At 62.8% G+C, this 14243-nt stretch carries 12 protein-coding genes and 1 pseudogene; 7 read left to right on the top strand and 6 right to left on the bottom strand.

The annotated features are described in order from the left end of the window. Window positions 1-63 precede the first annotated feature (63 nt). From ACF8E5_RS00610 to dsbD, 6 genes and pseudogenes are all read right to left on the bottom strand, one after another. Window positions 64-234: pseudogene (locus tag ACF8E5_RS00610) on the bottom strand (transposase); the annotation flags it as partial. Between the two features lie 33 nt (window positions 235-267). Then, window positions 268-537: an IS66 family transposase zinc-finger binding domain-containing protein gene (locus tag ACF8E5_RS00605; protein WP_256675192.1), complete on the bottom strand. Its 270-nt coding sequence runs from the start codon at window positions 535-537 to the stop codon at window positions 268-270. Window positions 538-552: 15 nt separating this feature from the next. After that, window positions 553-1509: an RHS repeat-associated core domain-containing protein gene (locus ACF8E5_RS00600; RefSeq protein ID WP_326384031.1), complete on the bottom strand. Its 957-nt coding sequence runs from the start codon at window positions 1507-1509 to the stop codon at window positions 553-555. Between the two features lie 423 nt (window positions 1510-1932). Beyond that, window positions 1933-2691, bottom strand: a complete 759-nt coding sequence (gene dsbG, locus ACF8E5_RS00595; RefSeq protein ID WP_058638437.1) for a thiol:disulfide interchange protein DsbG — start codon at window positions 2689-2691, stop codon at window positions 1933-1935. A 2-nt stretch (window positions 2692-2693) separates the two neighbouring features. After that, entirely contained in the window at window positions 2694-3530 is an 837-nt protein-coding gene (locus ACF8E5_RS00590; protein ID WP_058638438.1) for a TlpA disulfide reductase family protein, read from the bottom strand. After that, on the bottom strand, window positions 3530-5251 hold the full coding sequence (dsbD, locus tag ACF8E5_RS00585) for a protein-disulfide reductase DsbD (protein WP_392474751.1): 1722 nt from the start codon (window positions 5249-5251) through the stop codon (window positions 3530-3532). The genes ACF8E5_RS00590 and dsbD overlap by 1 nt, the downstream gene beginning before the upstream one ends. Window positions 5252-5532: 281 nt before the next feature. On the opposite strand from dsbD, the gene ACF8E5_RS00580 reads away from it, so the two are divergent. From ACF8E5_RS00580 to ACF8E5_RS00550, 7 genes are all read left to right on the top strand, one after another. Beyond that, on the top strand, window positions 5533-8364 hold the full coding sequence (locus ACF8E5_RS00580; protein ID WP_182140689.1) for a xanthine dehydrogenase family protein molybdopterin-binding subunit: 2832 nt from the start codon (window positions 5533-5535) through the stop codon (window positions 8362-8364). Continuing rightward, complete coding sequence (locus ACF8E5_RS00575) at window positions 8357-8893, top strand: (2Fe-2S)-binding protein (protein ID WP_023535868.1); 537 nt, start codon at window positions 8357-8359, stop codon at window positions 8891-8893. Before ACF8E5_RS00580 ends, ACF8E5_RS00575 begins: the two co-directional genes overlap by 8 nt. A gap of 2 nt (window positions 8894-8895) precedes the next feature. Beyond that, window positions 8896-10107 (top strand): cytochrome c, encoded by a 1212-nt coding sequence (locus ACF8E5_RS00570; protein WP_078478839.1) that lies wholly within the window; start codon window positions 8896-8898, stop codon window positions 10105-10107. A 3-nt stretch (window positions 10108-10110) separates the two neighbouring features. Next, the gene (locus ACF8E5_RS00565; RefSeq protein WP_145256674.1) at window positions 10111-11082 is read left to right on the top strand and encodes an XdhC family protein; all 972 of its coding nucleotides are present in this window, start codon (window positions 10111-10113) and stop codon (window positions 11080-11082) included. Further along, window positions 11079-11654: an NTP transferase domain-containing protein gene (locus ACF8E5_RS00560; RefSeq protein ID WP_058638444.1), complete on the top strand. Its 576-nt coding sequence runs from the start codon at window positions 11079-11081 to the stop codon at window positions 11652-11654. The genes ACF8E5_RS00565 and ACF8E5_RS00560 overlap by 4 nt, the downstream gene beginning before the upstream one ends. A gap of 389 nt (window positions 11655-12043) precedes the next feature. Next, a complete protein-coding gene (locus tag ACF8E5_RS00555) occupies window positions 12044-12727 on the top strand; it encodes a response regulator (protein WP_392474750.1) in 684 nt (227 codons plus the stop codon). Beyond that, on the top strand, window positions 12724-14046 hold the full coding sequence (locus tag ACF8E5_RS00550) for an ATP-binding protein (protein ID WP_196186618.1): 1323 nt from the start codon (window positions 12724-12726) through the stop codon (window positions 14044-14046). Before ACF8E5_RS00555 ends, ACF8E5_RS00550 begins: the two co-directional genes overlap by 4 nt. Window positions 14047-14243 lie beyond the last annotated feature (197 nt).

Below are 14243 nucleotides of genomic sequence, written 5' to 3'. Positions count from 1 at the left end.
TGCGTTAGCTGTTCCAGTGCGTGGCGCAGCCAGGCCCCTGCCTGGCAGGCCACCCGTTTGTACCTACATCCAGTGTTGACTGCGTGGCTCACTGTCAGACTCTTCCGATACCTGAATACGGGTTTCGTCGCAGTCGATGACCTGGCTGGCCAGCAAACTGTCGCGCATCACGTTCAGCAGCGGCTGGAAGTGTTCCTGCACTGGATGACTCAACGCGCCAACGTGTGCCTTGGAATATCGATGCCCTGGCGGCCCAGTACCTTGTGGTCACAATGAAGGGGTAGACCATCGATGTACTTTAGTGGTCAGCAGCATGGCCAGTACGCTGAAGCTGGCCAAGCTCTTCTGGATCAATTGAGCTGGCTTATCGACTGTCACTGGTGCGGCTTCGAAGTCACGGCAACCGTAAATCTTACGGATGTGCTTGATCACACAGATCTGCATCGGAACGATTTCGAGCTGTTCCCTGAACTCATCACGGATGGCATGCTTGCGGCACCCAAATCTGTTGCGGTTAGTACGGTTGGCAGCTCTCATGCAGTGGGTGTGTAGTTAATTAGATCGCACAGATGACAAGTGGCTCTCAAGATAAAATGTTTTCCACCGCCGAAATTTCAAGGCAATCGAAGCTTGGACTAAATTTTGGTAAAGGGAATCTTGTGCGAACACTGTGTCTGTGTCGCGGCCGGGAAGGGGCAGGCCATGTGTGTCGATGCCGGCTGCAAACGAGGCCGCGGCCAGCGATTCCAATTGAGCTTCATATTCGATGTGACTAAGCGGTGATGTCGTATCTATGTGTCTCAAGGTCAGGTCCAAAGTCCTCTGATCCCCGTAAGGTCTGGGCGTATACTGAGGAGGCCGCGAACCGTTAATAGGGTGATCTGTAGGAATAGCTTTGCTTCTCTCTCTAGCGTCTTTTACTAATGAATTAAAGTGGTTAGTTATAGCGGTTGCTTCCTGCATAATTTTGGCTTGATCATAAGTTGGTGGTGAGCTGAAGTTAGGAGACACTAGGGCCCTTGAAATTGATTGATGGGTTTTCGCCGCATCGACAAGAGCGCGAATAATAATCCCGTTAGATTTATTTGTTCTCGCAAACCAAAACTTTATATGTCCGGAGCTGTCTGTGTGATTGACCGGATCGCCTGCGCAATACATATAGACATTAATTCCGCTTGCCCCAAAAGGACTCCAGCTATCAGGTGATATGAATCGCATTAGAGAGGGGCTGAAAGCGCGGTATCCATTACCCAGTAAGTAACATTGCGTATGTAGTTCTAAGTTTTCGCCGTTGAAGTTTGTCAGTGTTCGTGATGGTGGTGATGTGTGTCCGTAGGGGGAATGTGCATGAGATTCTGATTGTTGACTGCTCTTTGTTGTAAGTGCTGAACCCTTCCCATCCGTGAATAGCAGGAGTGGATGGCACTGAATGTCAGTGCTTGTCTCTGCCAAAGGTTGATGACCCGCACGGAAGGCGGTGCGTGTGCTTCGGTCTCCTCGCACTGTCATTAGCTTACCGTTCTGGTAAAACATCAACTTAGTGTCAGTACTTAGTATCATTTTAGAAACCCTGTGTGGGCAGATAGATAGGTCACCAGTTTCTCAACACGACTGCCGCACGACAACTGACATAAATACTAGGTGAAGCTGCAATCGGCCCAGCTTGCGCAGCGCTTAATGGCCTCGATAATCGGGCGGGTACAAATCTTCAAGTACCCAATCCAATTTCTCGTTTCTAGGCTCTGTACGAAGTTCTTAGAAACCCGGTCATTGCGCTGCCGTCGAAAGGGTTTTTTTTAGATTCCTCAGCCCTCAACGGAAAGTAATCCTATGATAGCGAAGCGGTGCAAAATCTCGAACGAGGCTTGGGCTCTGGTCTGTGCCGATGAGGGATCGACTACCGCGCCAAGCCGATCCCGCGCTCATGCCCCGTTACCGCTTACCCAAAATCGTCCCTAGCATTTCCGGCCGTGGCGCCCCTTGCTGGCTATGCACCTTGCCTTCCCTGTCCTGATAGAAGATCGCAGGTGTGGCCTGCAGCCCCATCTCCTGCATCAGGGCCATGTTGGCGGCGAGCTTCTGCTGCACGTCGTCTGGCACTTTGTCCAAAGCCTTGAGGGTGCTCGCCCGGCCGGCTTTCTCGTGCTGCTGCAGGGCCTTGGCGGGGTCCTTCGCGGCCAGCAGTGCTGCCGACTTACCTGGGCTGTCCTCACGGATGATACCGACCATGATGTGGCGCAGCTGCACCTTACCCGATTCCACCCATGGCCGGGCCTGCTCCCAGAACATGTTGCAATACGGGCAGTTGGGGTCGCTGAACAGGTAGACCTTGCGCGGTGCATCAGCCTTGCCGTCGGCGATCCAGGCAGACTTTTCCATCTTTTGCCAGAACGCCTGGGTCATGGGGCCGTACACCAGCTTCTCCAATGGAGCGGCGCTCAGGTCCTGGCCCTGTTCGTCGAACAGGCTGCCCACCAGCACGTGCTTGCCGTCAGGAGTGAGGTACAAGGCCAGGGGGTTGTTCTGATACTCGGCGGCATAGCCGCGCAGGCCGTTGGGCGCATCGAAGCTGCCCTTGATCACGGCGCCCTTGCTTTGCAATTGCTGGACCGCCTTGGGCAGGTCTTCGGCATACAGGGCAGGGCTGGCAAGCAAGCAAACGGTGAGCGGGAGGAGTGCAGGCAGTCGCATGGTCAATGTCCTTGTGCGGCAGGTTCGGGCGTGGTGGCCCGTTCGTAGGATTCCAGGGCGTGACGCAGGCTGGCGCGCGACAGCTCGCCCAAGTGGCTGCCGAGCAGGCGGCCGCCCTCGTCGTAGAACAGGGTGGTAGGCAGGGCCATGGAGCCGACGCGCTGGGCCAGCAGGCCAGTGCCGTCGAACAGCACGTGGGTCAGGCTCAAGCCGGTGGTGGCCAGGAACGTGCTGACGTTTTCAGGTGTCTCGCCCTGGTTGACGAACAGGAACGTCACATGGGGATACTCGCCTTGCGCCTGTTGCAGCACAGGCATTTCCCGACGGCAGGGCGGGCACCAGGTTGCCCAGATATTGATCACCAGCGGCTTGCCCCGATAGCTTTGCAACGCCACCGACTCGCCTGCAGCGTCGCGTAGGGTGATCGCAGGCAGTTCGGTCCCCTTGCTGTACAGATGGCTACCAAAGCTGGCCAACCCCCAGAACAAGGCGCCGCTGAACAGCGCCCAGCCCAATGGCCTGCGCAGGCCAGGGCGCCGCCAGCCTTGCCACACAGCGGCCAGGCTGATGCCCACAAGCCCAGGCCAGAGCAGAAAACCGCCGTCGCGGATATCGATGACCTGGAGCAGATCGCCTCGGTACATCGACCAGTACGCCACGACAAAACCGATCCGCGCGCACAACAGGCCGATCAGAAACAGATTGAACAGCGCGGACTCGGGGCTCTCGCCGCCACGCCTTGCCACCCACCAGCCAACCACGCTGGCGATGCCCAGGGCACACAGCAGCACCAGATGGTTCAGGGCCATGGTCAGTGGTCCCAGGGTCACGGTCAGCATCAGCCCTGGCTCCGGGTAAGGGTCCACTGTTGCACGAAGGCGGCGGCATCCACTTCTCCGGTGATGCGCCTTGCCCGCCGCTCCTGGCCTTCTGGCCCAAGCCAGATCAGGGTAGGCGGACCAGGCACCTGGTAACGCTGCAACAGCGCCTTGCTGGCCGGCGTATCGGTGGTCACGTCCAGGCGCAGCAGGTGCACGCCGGCCAGTTCGGCCTGGACGTCGCTGCGGCTGAACACCTGCTTTTCCATGACCTTGCACGCCACACACCAGTCGGCGTAGTAATCGAGCAGTACCCACTGGTTACGGCTTTTGGCCGCGTCCAGTTCCCGTTGCAACGCCTCGGGCGTGCTCACGGTGACGAAGGCATCGTGGGCAGGCGAGGCGGTGGCGACTGCCGTCCCACCCGCAAAGGGGCGCAGCGGTTGCCACAGGTCACTGCCGCCGGCAGCGGCCCCGATCAACAGCAGGCCGCCCCACAAGGTCGCCAGCAACGGCGCAATGCGCAGCGCCGGAAGGCGCTGCAACGCAGGCCAGGCGGTCCAGCCCAGTGCGATCAGCCAGGCCCCGCTCAGGGCCAACAGCAAGCTGGCTGGCAGCAGGCTGCGCACCGTGTACAGCGCCATGGCCAGGAACACGAAGCCGAAGATGCCTTTGACCAGGTTCATCCAGGCGCCAGGGCGTGGCAGAAAGCGATTGCCCAGGGTCACGATCAGCAGCAGCGGTACCCCCATGCCCAGCCCCAGGCTGAACAGCACCAGCGCCCCCTGGAGCACGTCGCCGCTCTGGGCGATATACAACAAAGCCCCGGCCAGCGGCGCGGTCATGCAGGGGCCCAGCAGCAGCCCGGACAACACGCCCAGCAACGCGGCGCCATACAGATTGCCACCGCGCGTGCCCTGACCGGCGCGGTCCAGCCGGTCGCGCAGGGCGGCGGGCAATTGCAGTTCGAAGGCGCCGAACATGGGCAGGGCCAACAACACGAACAACGCGGCCAGGCTGCCCAGCAACCAGGGCTGTTGCAACCAGGCCTGCAAGCTGGCGCCCAGTAGCGCGGCCACCACACCCAAGGCGGCATACACCAGGGCCATGCTCAGCACGTAAGTGCCAGCCAGCAGCCAGCCGCGCCGTGCACTGGCACCATTGCCCAGCACCAGCCCGGCGAGAATTGGCAGCATCGGCAACGAACAGGGCGTAAAGGCCAGCAGCAGGCCCAGGCCGAAAAAGGCCAGCAGGCCCCAGGCCAGGTTGCCGTGCTGCAGGCCGCTGGCCAACGCCTGATCGCTGGCCTGTTCAGCTTCCAGGGCGGCGACCGAGGCTTCGCCGCCCAGGTCGATCAGCGTCGTCTGCGGGGGGTAGCACAGGCCCGCATCGGCGCAGCCTTGCCAGCCAAGACGCAACTGCCCCTGCGCGCCGGGCGGCACTGTCAGCTCAAGCTGTTCGCGGTAGACGGTACTGTCGCCGAAAAATTCGTCGTGGTGATTGATGCCCGCAGGCAGGGGTGGATGCTGGGCCTTGGGCAGCCCGTCGAACTTCAGGCGTTTCTGGTACAGGTAGTAGCCCGGCTGAATCAGGAAATACAGGCGGGTAGAGCCGTCGGCCTGACGGTCATGGGTCAGCACGAAAGCCTGTTCGACGGGCAGAAAGTCAGGCTTGGTGGCGAATGGGTTGGCCTGCGCTGGGCCAGCCAGCAGCACCATCAGTAACAGCAAAAGAACGCGCATGAGTTTGCCTTGGCAGATCGTGGAATGGGGCCATGCTGGCGAGGAGCGATTAACACACTGTTAACGCGGGATTAGGTTCACGCAAGACCGCTGACATCAGGGTTCGAAGAAATACCGCGACACAATGTCAGCTTGACTTTGCTTGTGGTGGTGTCAATGCGGTAAAGTTGACAATCAAGTCAGTTTTTCCTGACCTGCACGACAGGGTTTCGACCCCCTCGACCCCTGCACAAGAATTAAGAACACATGGGCAGCACCCCCTGCTGCCCAGAGGATCAAGCATGTCCAACCGTGATATTTCCCGGCGCGCCTTCCTGCAAGGCGGCCTGATCGCTGGCGTCGGCGTGACGATGGCGCCGCTTGGCAGCCAGGCGTTCGCCGCGCTGATGGAGGACCGGGTTACCGCCTCGCCGCTCAAATGGATGAACCATGATGGCAAGGCGCGCTTTCGTAACGACGCGTTGTCGAAAGTCTGTGGCAACAAGGTCTTCGCCCGTGACATTCGTGCCAAGGACATGCCCGGCTGGCCTGCGCAGCAAGGCCATGCACTGTTGCTCAAGGCCACCAAGGCCGACCGCCTCTACGAAGGCCACGACCTCAGCGTGCTGGGTGCCGAGTTGCAGCCGGACCGCATCGTCACCGCTGCCGACCTGGAGCGCGACGGCATAGCCTGGCCCGAGGCGCATTCGCCAGACCCACTCTTGCCCCCTGGCAAGGTACCGATGTTCATCGGCCATCCGGTGGCGCTGCTGATCTGGCACGACTTCGAGCGCTTCCGTCAGGCCAAGCGCCTGCTGCAATTCAACGACCAGGTGATTCGCTACGGTGCCCAGGCGCCGTTGTACCAGCGTGACCCCTACGGCAGTTTCCGCTTCGTGCGGGTAGGCGGTGCCACCCCGTTCGACGAGGACGAATTCTCCAGCCTGAAGGATTCGCCGCTGTTTCCCACCATCCTCAACCGCAAGCCGGTATGGTCCAAGTCGCCCAACCAACACGGCGACCTGACCCAGCAGGGCCTGTTCTACGCCAACCGCATGGCCGAACAGCTGGCCAACCCACCCGAGGACTGGCTGGTCTTCGACGAGCGCTTTAAGACCCCCTCCATCGAGCCGGCGGCCTTGGAGCCAGACAACGGCAACGGCTGGTTCGACGTGGCCAGCGGCACCCTGCATTTCGTCGTGGCGACCCAGTGCCCGTTCGAGGCCGCGCAGGAATGCGTGCACATGATCAAGCCGTCACGCTTTGGCCTCAAGCACTTGAACATGCACCCAGGCTACACCGTTGGCTACGGCTCCAAGGACAACAACATCTTCGTCTTCTACGCTGCCGTGGCGGCGCTGTACGGCGAGGGCGTGCCGGTGCGCCTGGCCAACGACCGCTACGAGCAATTCCAGAGCGGCATCAAGCGCCACGCCTTCGACATCCGCTACCAACTGGCGGTGGACAAGAAGGACAACAGCTTCAAGATCTTCCGTGCCGACATGAGCTGTGACGGCGGCGGTCGCATCAACTACAGCCCCTCCGTCGCCGCCGTGGGCGCGACCGCTGCCCAGTCGATCTACTACATGCCGCAGAACGATCTGGCAGTCACTGCCTATCATTCGCGGGCAGTGGAAGCCGGTTCCATGCGCGGTTACGGCACCCTGCAAAGCATGGCCGCCACCGAGATGATGGTCGACGAAGTGGCCGGCCGCCTGGGCGTCGATGCCATCGACCTGCGGCGCAACAATGCCCTGAAGTCGGGCATGAAGAACACCCAGGGTGCGGTGCCAGCCGGTGCATTGCGCCTGCACGAGATCCTCGACAAGGCGGCTCAGCACGAAGGCTGGCGTGAACGTGATGCCCGCAAGCAACGGCGCGAGGCCAGCGACCCGGATCACTGGTACGGCACCGGCTTTGCCATCTGCCAGAAAGACTTCGGCACCGGCGCCGAAGCGCCGATGGCCAGCATCGAGTTCAGCCGCGACGGGCGCATCAGCCTGCGCCACATCGGCACCGAGCTGGGCACCGGCATGTCCACCTCCCAGGCGCTGGTGGTCAGCGATTTCCTGGGCCGTTCGGCCGACGACGTGCTCACGGCCGTCACCGAGTGGCCCGAGCTGCAACTGTCCACCAGCGGCAACCCGTACCTGATCAGCCAGGCCGAACAGGATGCCGCCCTGCGTAACCCGCGCTGGGTTGGCAAACTGGCCTCACCCTCGTCGGCGACCAACTCGGCGTTCTACTTCAGCCATGCCACTCGCGAGGCAGCTCGCGCGTTGTTCAATCACGGCCTATGGCCTGCTGCCATGGCTATCTGGACCCAGGGCCCGCATGGCGGCCAGGCCAACCCGTTGGTGGTGCGTCGGGAAAACGCTGTGTGGGTCAACGGTGAGCTGACCGGCAACGGCCTGGCGCCTATTCCCTTTGCGCAGCTGGCCGAAAAGGCCCATGCCATGGGCCTGGTGACAGGCGTGAGCGTGCACGGCTTCAACCGCTGGAGCTGGGCTGAGTCCGACTTCGTCATCGACGGCGTGCGTGAACGTTTCCCGCTCGACGCGTTGGCCGTGAAGTACGGCGACGGCGCCGCTAATGCCAAGAAGGCGCAGATGACCAGCAGCGGCTACCACCTGCTCGACCGTCAGAACCCCGCCTACCCCGATACTCAGTTGAACAACGCCATGGTCACCTATTACAGCCCGGTCGCCACCCTGGTGGAGGTCAAGGTGAACAAGGGCACGCACCAGGTGCAGGTGCTCGATCACCACAGTTGGGTCGAATGCGGCCGCGTGTTGGTGCCTGAACTGGTCAAGGGCCAGCTCGAAGGCGGCATTGCCATGGGCATCGGCCATGCGCTGACCGAGGAAATGCCGTTGTACGAAGGCGGGCCGGGGGAGGGCGACTGGAACTTCAACCGCTACCGCCTGCCGCACGCGCGTGATGTGGCGGTATGGACGCAAAGCAGCGAGATCCTCCCGCCGCTTTCACCCACCGACCCGTCCAAAGGCATCGCCGAGGTGGTGATGATCCCGATCGTCGGTGCCATCGGCAATGCCGTGGCCCATGCCATCGGCAAGCGCGTACGCGATCTTCCCATTACCCCAGCCCGTATCCAGGAGGCCCTCAATGGCTAACCGTCCACTGCAACTGACCCTCAACGGTCAACCGGTCGGCCCGGTCCAGGTCCCTGACGACCTGGCAATGATCGACTACCTGCACGAGCACCAGAACCTCACCGGCTCGCGTCTGGGTTGCGGGCAGGGTATCTGCCACGCCTGCGTGGTGATCGTCGACAACCCCGACGGTACCAGCGAAGAAGTGCGCACCTGTATCACCGGCGCCCATTACTTCGAAGGCAAGAAGGTCCGTACCATCGAGGGCCACGCCCAGCAGGACGAGGCCGGCAACCTTACGTTGAACCCGATCCAGCAGAAGTTCGTCGACCTGTTCGCGTTCCAGTGCAGCTACTGCGCACCAGGCTTCGTCAACGCCGCCACGGTGCTGGTGGAAACCGCCCAGCGCCAACCGCTGAAAAAGAGCGAGGTGCAAGCACGTATCGAAGCCAGCCTTGGCCACCATATCTGCCGTTGCACCGGCTATGTGCGTTACTACCAGGCCACGCGCACGGTGCTCGATGACCTCGGCCTGGTGAAGGAGGGTTGAGCATGGGCTTTTTCCGTAGCGCCCTGGCGCTGGCGTTCGGCCTTGCCGCAACGTGCTCGGCGCTGGCCAGTGATGACGCCCAGCTCAAGCGCGGCCAGTACCTGGCCCGGGCTGCCGACTGCATGGCGTGCCACACGGCCGAGGGCGGGGCGCCGTTTGCCGGGGGCCTGCCGATTCATTCGCCGTTTGGCACCATCTACGGCACCAACATCACCCCCGACAAGCAGTACGGCATCGGCAACTACAGCGCCGAGGAGTTCTTCGCGGCCGTTACCCAAGGCAAGCGCAAGGACGGCGCCAACCTGTATCCGGCCATGCCCTATACCTCGTATCACCTGATGCGGCGTGAAGACTCCGATGCAATCTTCGCCTACCTCAAGACCATCGCCCCGGTCCATCGCCCGGCACCACAGACGGCCCTGCGCTTTCCGTTCAACGTGCGCCTGGGTCTGAGCGGCTGGAACATGCTGTACGGCAAGAGCGTGCAGGCCCAGCCTGTCGAAGGCAGCAGCCGCGCCTGGCAGCGTGGCCAGTACCTGGTCGAGGTCATGGGGCACTGCGGCGAGTGCCACACCCCGCGCAACGCGGTCGGCGCCTTGCAGCAGGACCTGCGCCTGAGTGGCGGTCTGCTCAACGGCTACCTCGCCCCAAGCCTGCTGGCCACCGACCTGGCCGAGCGCGGCTGGTCGCAACCGGACCTCACCACGTTCCTCAAGCACGGGATCAGCGCCCAGGGCAGCATGTTCAATGAGATGTTCCCGGTGGTGCACCTGAGCACTCAGCACCTGGAAGACGCCGACCTTGCCGCCATGGCCACTTACCTGCTGGGCGACAACCCCCCGGCGGCCAAGGTGATCGCGCCCGTGCCGCTGGCGCAGATGAGCGACAGTGCCCAGCGCGGCCGCCAGCAGTACCTGAACGTGTGCGCCGGTTGCCATGGCGTGGAAGGCCAGGGCAAGCCGCACATCGCCGTGGCGATGCAGGGCAATACGGTGCTGCGCCAGGCCGATTCGCGCAACCTGGTCAAGGTGATACTCGACGGGATCCGCGAACAGCAGTTCACCGGCTTCGAGCGCATGCAGCCGATGCCAGGGTTCGCTGATAAGCTCGATGAACGCCAGGTGACCGACATGGTCAACTACCTGCGTCAGGCATGGGGCGGGCTGCCCGGTGATCTCAGTGAACAACAGCTGGCCGAGCTGAAAGCGGAGTAAAGCGTGCAGCATCTCGATCTACAGGTGATTCGTCAGGCGTTGCAGTGGTCCAGCACAGGTCAGGCGGTGTGGTTGTGCACCGTGCTCGCCACTTACGGCTCGGCGCCCCGCGCGCCGGGCTCGTTGCTGGCAGTCAACGACCAGGGGCAGTGGCTGGGGTCGTTGTCCGGCGGCTGCGTTGAAGACGATTTTCTTGAACGCGTGGCCCTGGGCGAGTTCGTGCAACCGGCTGCCATCGTGCGCTACGGCGATGGCAGCGACCCGCGCTCGCGGGTCAGCTTGCCCTGTGGCGGCGTGCTGGACGTGCTGGTGGAAAGCCTGCCGTCCAGTTGCCAGGTGCAAGACCATCTGCGCCAGCTGGAAAGCGCGCTGCTGGGCCAGCGTCGGGTGCTGCGCCAGGTGAAGGTGCCCAGCGGCATCCAGGGGCTGGCGGACGCTGCCGGTCAAGGGCCGCGTGTGCACCGTGACGGCGACTGCGTGCACCTGCGCGTGGGTGCCGCCCAGCGGCTGCTGCTGGCGGGGTATTCCAGTGTTGCCCAGTACTGCGCCGAATTCGCCAAAGCCATGGGGTTTGAAGTGGTGCTGTGCGAGCCGCGTGAAGAGGTGCTCGACGGGGTGCAGATCGACGGTATCGAGATACGCCGCGAGCTGCCTTCGGAATTCATCTTCAATGGCGGTTGTCATGCCGACACCGCCGTGGTCGCGCTCACCCACGACCCCAAGATCGACGACCTGGCCATGCTCGAGGCCGTGCGCACCGCGGCGTTCTACATTGGCGTGATGGGTTCGCGTGCCACTTCCGATAAGCGCCGCGAGCGGCTGCAACGCATCGGCGGCCTGAATGCCGATGCGCTGGACCGTATCCATGCGCCCATTGGCCTCAACCTGGGCAGCAAGACACCGGCCGAGATCGCTTTGGCGGTGTTGGCAGATGTACTGCGGGTGCGCAACGGCCTCGACCGAGCCGCCTTGTGAAGGTGGCGGCGCTGGTGTTGGCCGCTGGGCGCAGCAGGCGCTTCGGTGCCGACAAGCGCCGGGCCTTGCTGCCCGACGGGCGCGGCCTGTTGGCCCAGTGTGTACAACGGGCCGAGGCAGTGTTCGAGGATGTGCGGGTCGTGGTGCGCGAGGACGAGGGCCGCGAGGACTTCGACCTGGGTACCGCCTGTGGTTGGGTGGTCAGTGCCCAGGCGGCTTCGGGCATGGGCCACAGCCTGGCGGCAGGCGTCGCCGCCCTGGCTGACAGCGATGCGCAGGCGGTGGCCATCCTGCTGGGGGACATGCCGTGGATTGAGGCCGCGACCCTCAGGCACTTGGCCGAGGCCGCCCAGGCTTCGACCATCGTGCTGGCGCGTCATGCAGGGCAGCAAGGTCACCCTGTGATCTTCGGGCGCGCGTTCTGGCCGGCGCTGTTAGGGCTGACCGGTGACGAAGGCGCCAGAGCAGTGGTGCATGCCAACCGCGCCAGTTGCACGGTGATCGAGGTGTCAGATGCCGGGGTGCTGATGGATGTGGATACGCCTCAGGCGCTGGGCTTTTCAGGGCGTTGAGCAGGGTGGGGCACGTTGTGCTGCGCTGTATCTGTAAGATAGCGATCTCTGTAAAAAGGGCCTGGCTGGATCGGTCATGGGGGGAGTGCGCTGTTTTAAGGTTTAAGCTTCGCAGCTTATAGTGCCGGGGCCGCCTTGCGGCCCATCGCGGCACAAGGGCCGCTCCCACACGGGAAGCCGCTAGGCTCCAGATGGGGTGCATGACAGTTGACCCCACAAAGTTAAGCACCGCATGGTCCGGCGCTCTTGCAAGACCGCTCGTTGACCGTCAGGCAATCTGCACGTATCCCCGCCCAATCCTTTTCCCCAAACCCTGTGCCTGCGTCCATAATTCCCCCTTAATCCATTCACGCTGCAATGTCGGTTACACCATTGCGGGAGCCCCATCCATGCACGTTCTGCTTTGCGAGGACGACGACCTCATCGCTGCCGGCATCTGTGCAGGCCTTGCCGTACAGGGCCTGACCGTCGACCGGGTGGGCAATGCCGCCGGCGCCCGAGCCATGCTTCAGGCCGCGCAGTTCGATGTGATGATCCTCGACCTTGGCCTGCCCGACGAGGACGGCCTGAAGCTGCTGCGCCGCCTGCGTCAGCAAGGCGAGACCTTGCCAGTGCTGGTGCTCACCGCCCGTGATGCGGTCACTGACCGGGTCGACGGCCTGCAAGCGGGGGCCGACGACTATCTGCTCAAGCCGTTCGACCTGCGCGAACTGGCCGCGCGCCTGCACACCCTGCTGCGCCGTGTCGCCGGCCGTGCGGTGAACGTGATCGAGCATGGCCCGCTGCGTTACGACCCCAGCAGCTGCGAGGCGACCCTGGCCGGCAAACCCGTGGACCTGTCCCGTCGTGAGCAAGCCTTGCTCCAGGCCCTGTTGCAGAACGCCGGGCGCGTGCTGTCCAGCGAGCAGTTGAAGGACTGCGTGTACGGTTTCAACGACGAAGTGGAAAGCAATGCGCTGAACGTGCATATCCATCACCTGCGCCGCAAGCTGGGCAACGGCATCGTCGAGACCGTGCGCGGGCTAGGCTATCGCCTGGGCCCTGCCAATGCGCCAACCGAGACGCCAACATGAGCCTACGTGTGCGTTTGAGCCTGATCCTGGGCAGCGCTTTCGTGATCATTTGGGCGCTGGCTGCCGCCTGGATGCTGCGCGACCTGCGCCAGCAGATGATGTTCTCCCTCGACCAGCGCCTGGTGGCATCTGCACGCATGGTGGCCGGCCTGATCGACCAACTGCCCCAGCCGCTCAGCGTCAAGGGCGAAGGTACCCACTACGCGGCCGACCAGTTGAGCGTACCGGACGGCATGGCCTGCCAGGTCAGCTCGCTGCGCGGGGAAATCCTGGCCAGCAACCACAAGCACGATGGCGTCATGGATGACGGGCGCAGTGGTTTTCGTGACCAGACCATCGACGATGCCTCATGGCGCACCTTTACTTACAACCATGGCGATGTGCGCATCACCACGGCCGACCGGCGCATGGAGCGCGAAGCCCTGAATCAGTCCATCCTGCTCGCTGCCTCGGCGCCGGTGCTGATGGCCTTGCTGGGCAGCCTGGGCTTGCTCTGGATCGGGCTGGGAAAGGGCCTTGAACCGCTCAATCGCATGCGCGATGCCCTGCGCCGCAGGCGCCCCGACAGTGTCGAGCCGTTGCAGGTGGCGGGCATGCCCAGTGAGCTCCAGCCGTTGCTGGAAACCCAGAACCAGCTGTTCGTGCGCATTGCCCAGACCATCGAGCGCGAGCGACGCCTGACCGACGATGCCGCCCATGAACTGCGCAGCCCGCTGACAGCCATCAAGACCCACCTGCAGGTCGCCCGCATGACCGAGGGCGCGGTGCGCGAACAAGCGCTCGAACATGCCGAACAGGGTGCCGATCGCATGCACCGGACCCTGGAGCAATTGCTCATGCTGGCACGGGTCGAGGGTAGCTTGTCGTTCGACGACGGTGTGCAGTGCAGTGCCGAGCAAGTCGCGCGTCAGGCGGTGCAGGACGCCGGGGGTGGTGACAACCGCAGGATCGTCCTGAACTTGCCGCCCGAGGCTGCCCTGGTCTACCTGAGCATGCCCGCACCGCTAGCGGTGGCGGCGCTGCGCAACCTGCTGGACAACGCCCTGCGCCATGGCGGTGACGAGGCGGTGGAGCTGGAGGTACAGGCAGCTGAAGGGCAGGTGGGCTTCATGGTGCGCGATCACGGGCCGGGCATCGCCGAGGCCGACCTCGGGCACCTGACCGAGCGCTTCTGGCGTCATGGTCAGAGCAGCGGCTGCGGGCTTGGCCTGGCCATTGTCCAGGCAATCGTGCAGCGCTGTGCAGGCAGCCTGAAGTTCGATAGCCGAAGTGATGGGTTGAGGGTGGTCTTACGGGTGCCGGCGCGGCCTGCGGGGTGATCCTGGGTTTTGTATGAAGTTCTGGGGCCTAGAAGCACACCGGGCAAACCTGGTTGAGTAAACTAGCACTTTTATAGTCGGTAAAGATGTCGGCTGCTAAATATTCCGGTAGACTTCTCGCTCTATAAGTATTGCAGTTGCAGTTGCAGTTGCAGTTGCAGTTGCAGTTGCAGTTGCAGTTGTAGTGCTCTTGCTCT

The organism is Pseudomonas sp. WSY_20 (genome assembly GCF_043104335.1).
Classification (GTDB): Bacteria; Pseudomonadota; Gammaproteobacteria; order Pseudomonadales; family Pseudomonadaceae; genus Aquipseudomonas; species Aquipseudomonas parafulva_B.
Note: the sequence above shows the minus strand (reverse complement) of the source record. Positions and strands in the feature narration are given on the sequence as shown.

Bases quoted from the DNA above. Each gene is read 5' to 3' on its own strand.
- ACF8E5_RS00605 (WP_256675192.1), bottom strand. From the start codon at position 537: ATGAGAGCTGCCAACCGTACTAACCGCAACAGATTTGGGTGCCGCAAG.
- ACF8E5_RS00555 (WP_392474750.1), top strand. From the start codon at position 12,044: ATGCACGTTCTGCTTTGCGAGGACGACGACCTCATCGCTGCCGGCATC.
- ACF8E5_RS00575 (WP_023535868.1), top strand. From the start codon at position 8,357: ATGGCTAACCGTCCACTGCAACTGACCCTCAACGGTCAACCGGTCGGC.
- ACF8E5_RS00580 (WP_182140689.1), top strand. From the start codon at position 5,533: ATGTCCAACCGTGATATTTCCCGGCGCGCCTTCCTGCAAGGCGGCCTG.
- ACF8E5_RS00550 (WP_196186618.1), top strand. From the start codon at position 12,724: ATGAGCCTACGTGTGCGTTTGAGCCTGATCCTGGGCAGCGCTTTCGTG.
- ACF8E5_RS00570 (WP_078478839.1), top strand. From the start codon at position 8,896: ATGGGCTTTTTCCGTAGCGCCCTGGCGCTGGCGTTCGGCCTTGCCGCA.
- dsbG (WP_058638437.1), bottom strand. From the start codon at position 2,691: ATGCGACTGCCTGCACTCCTCCCGCTCACCGTTTGCTTGCTTGCCAGC.
- dsbD (WP_392474751.1), bottom strand. From the start codon at position 5,251: ATGCGCGTTCTTTTGCTGTTACTGATGGTGCTGCTGGCTGGCCCAGCG.
- ACF8E5_RS00590 (WP_058638438.1), bottom strand. From the start codon at position 3,530: ATGCTGACCGTGACCCTGGGACCACTGACCATGGCCCTGAACCATCTG.
- ACF8E5_RS00600 (WP_326384031.1), bottom strand. From the start codon at position 1,509: ATGACAGTGCGAGGAGACCGAAGCACACGCACCGCCTTCCGTGCGGGT.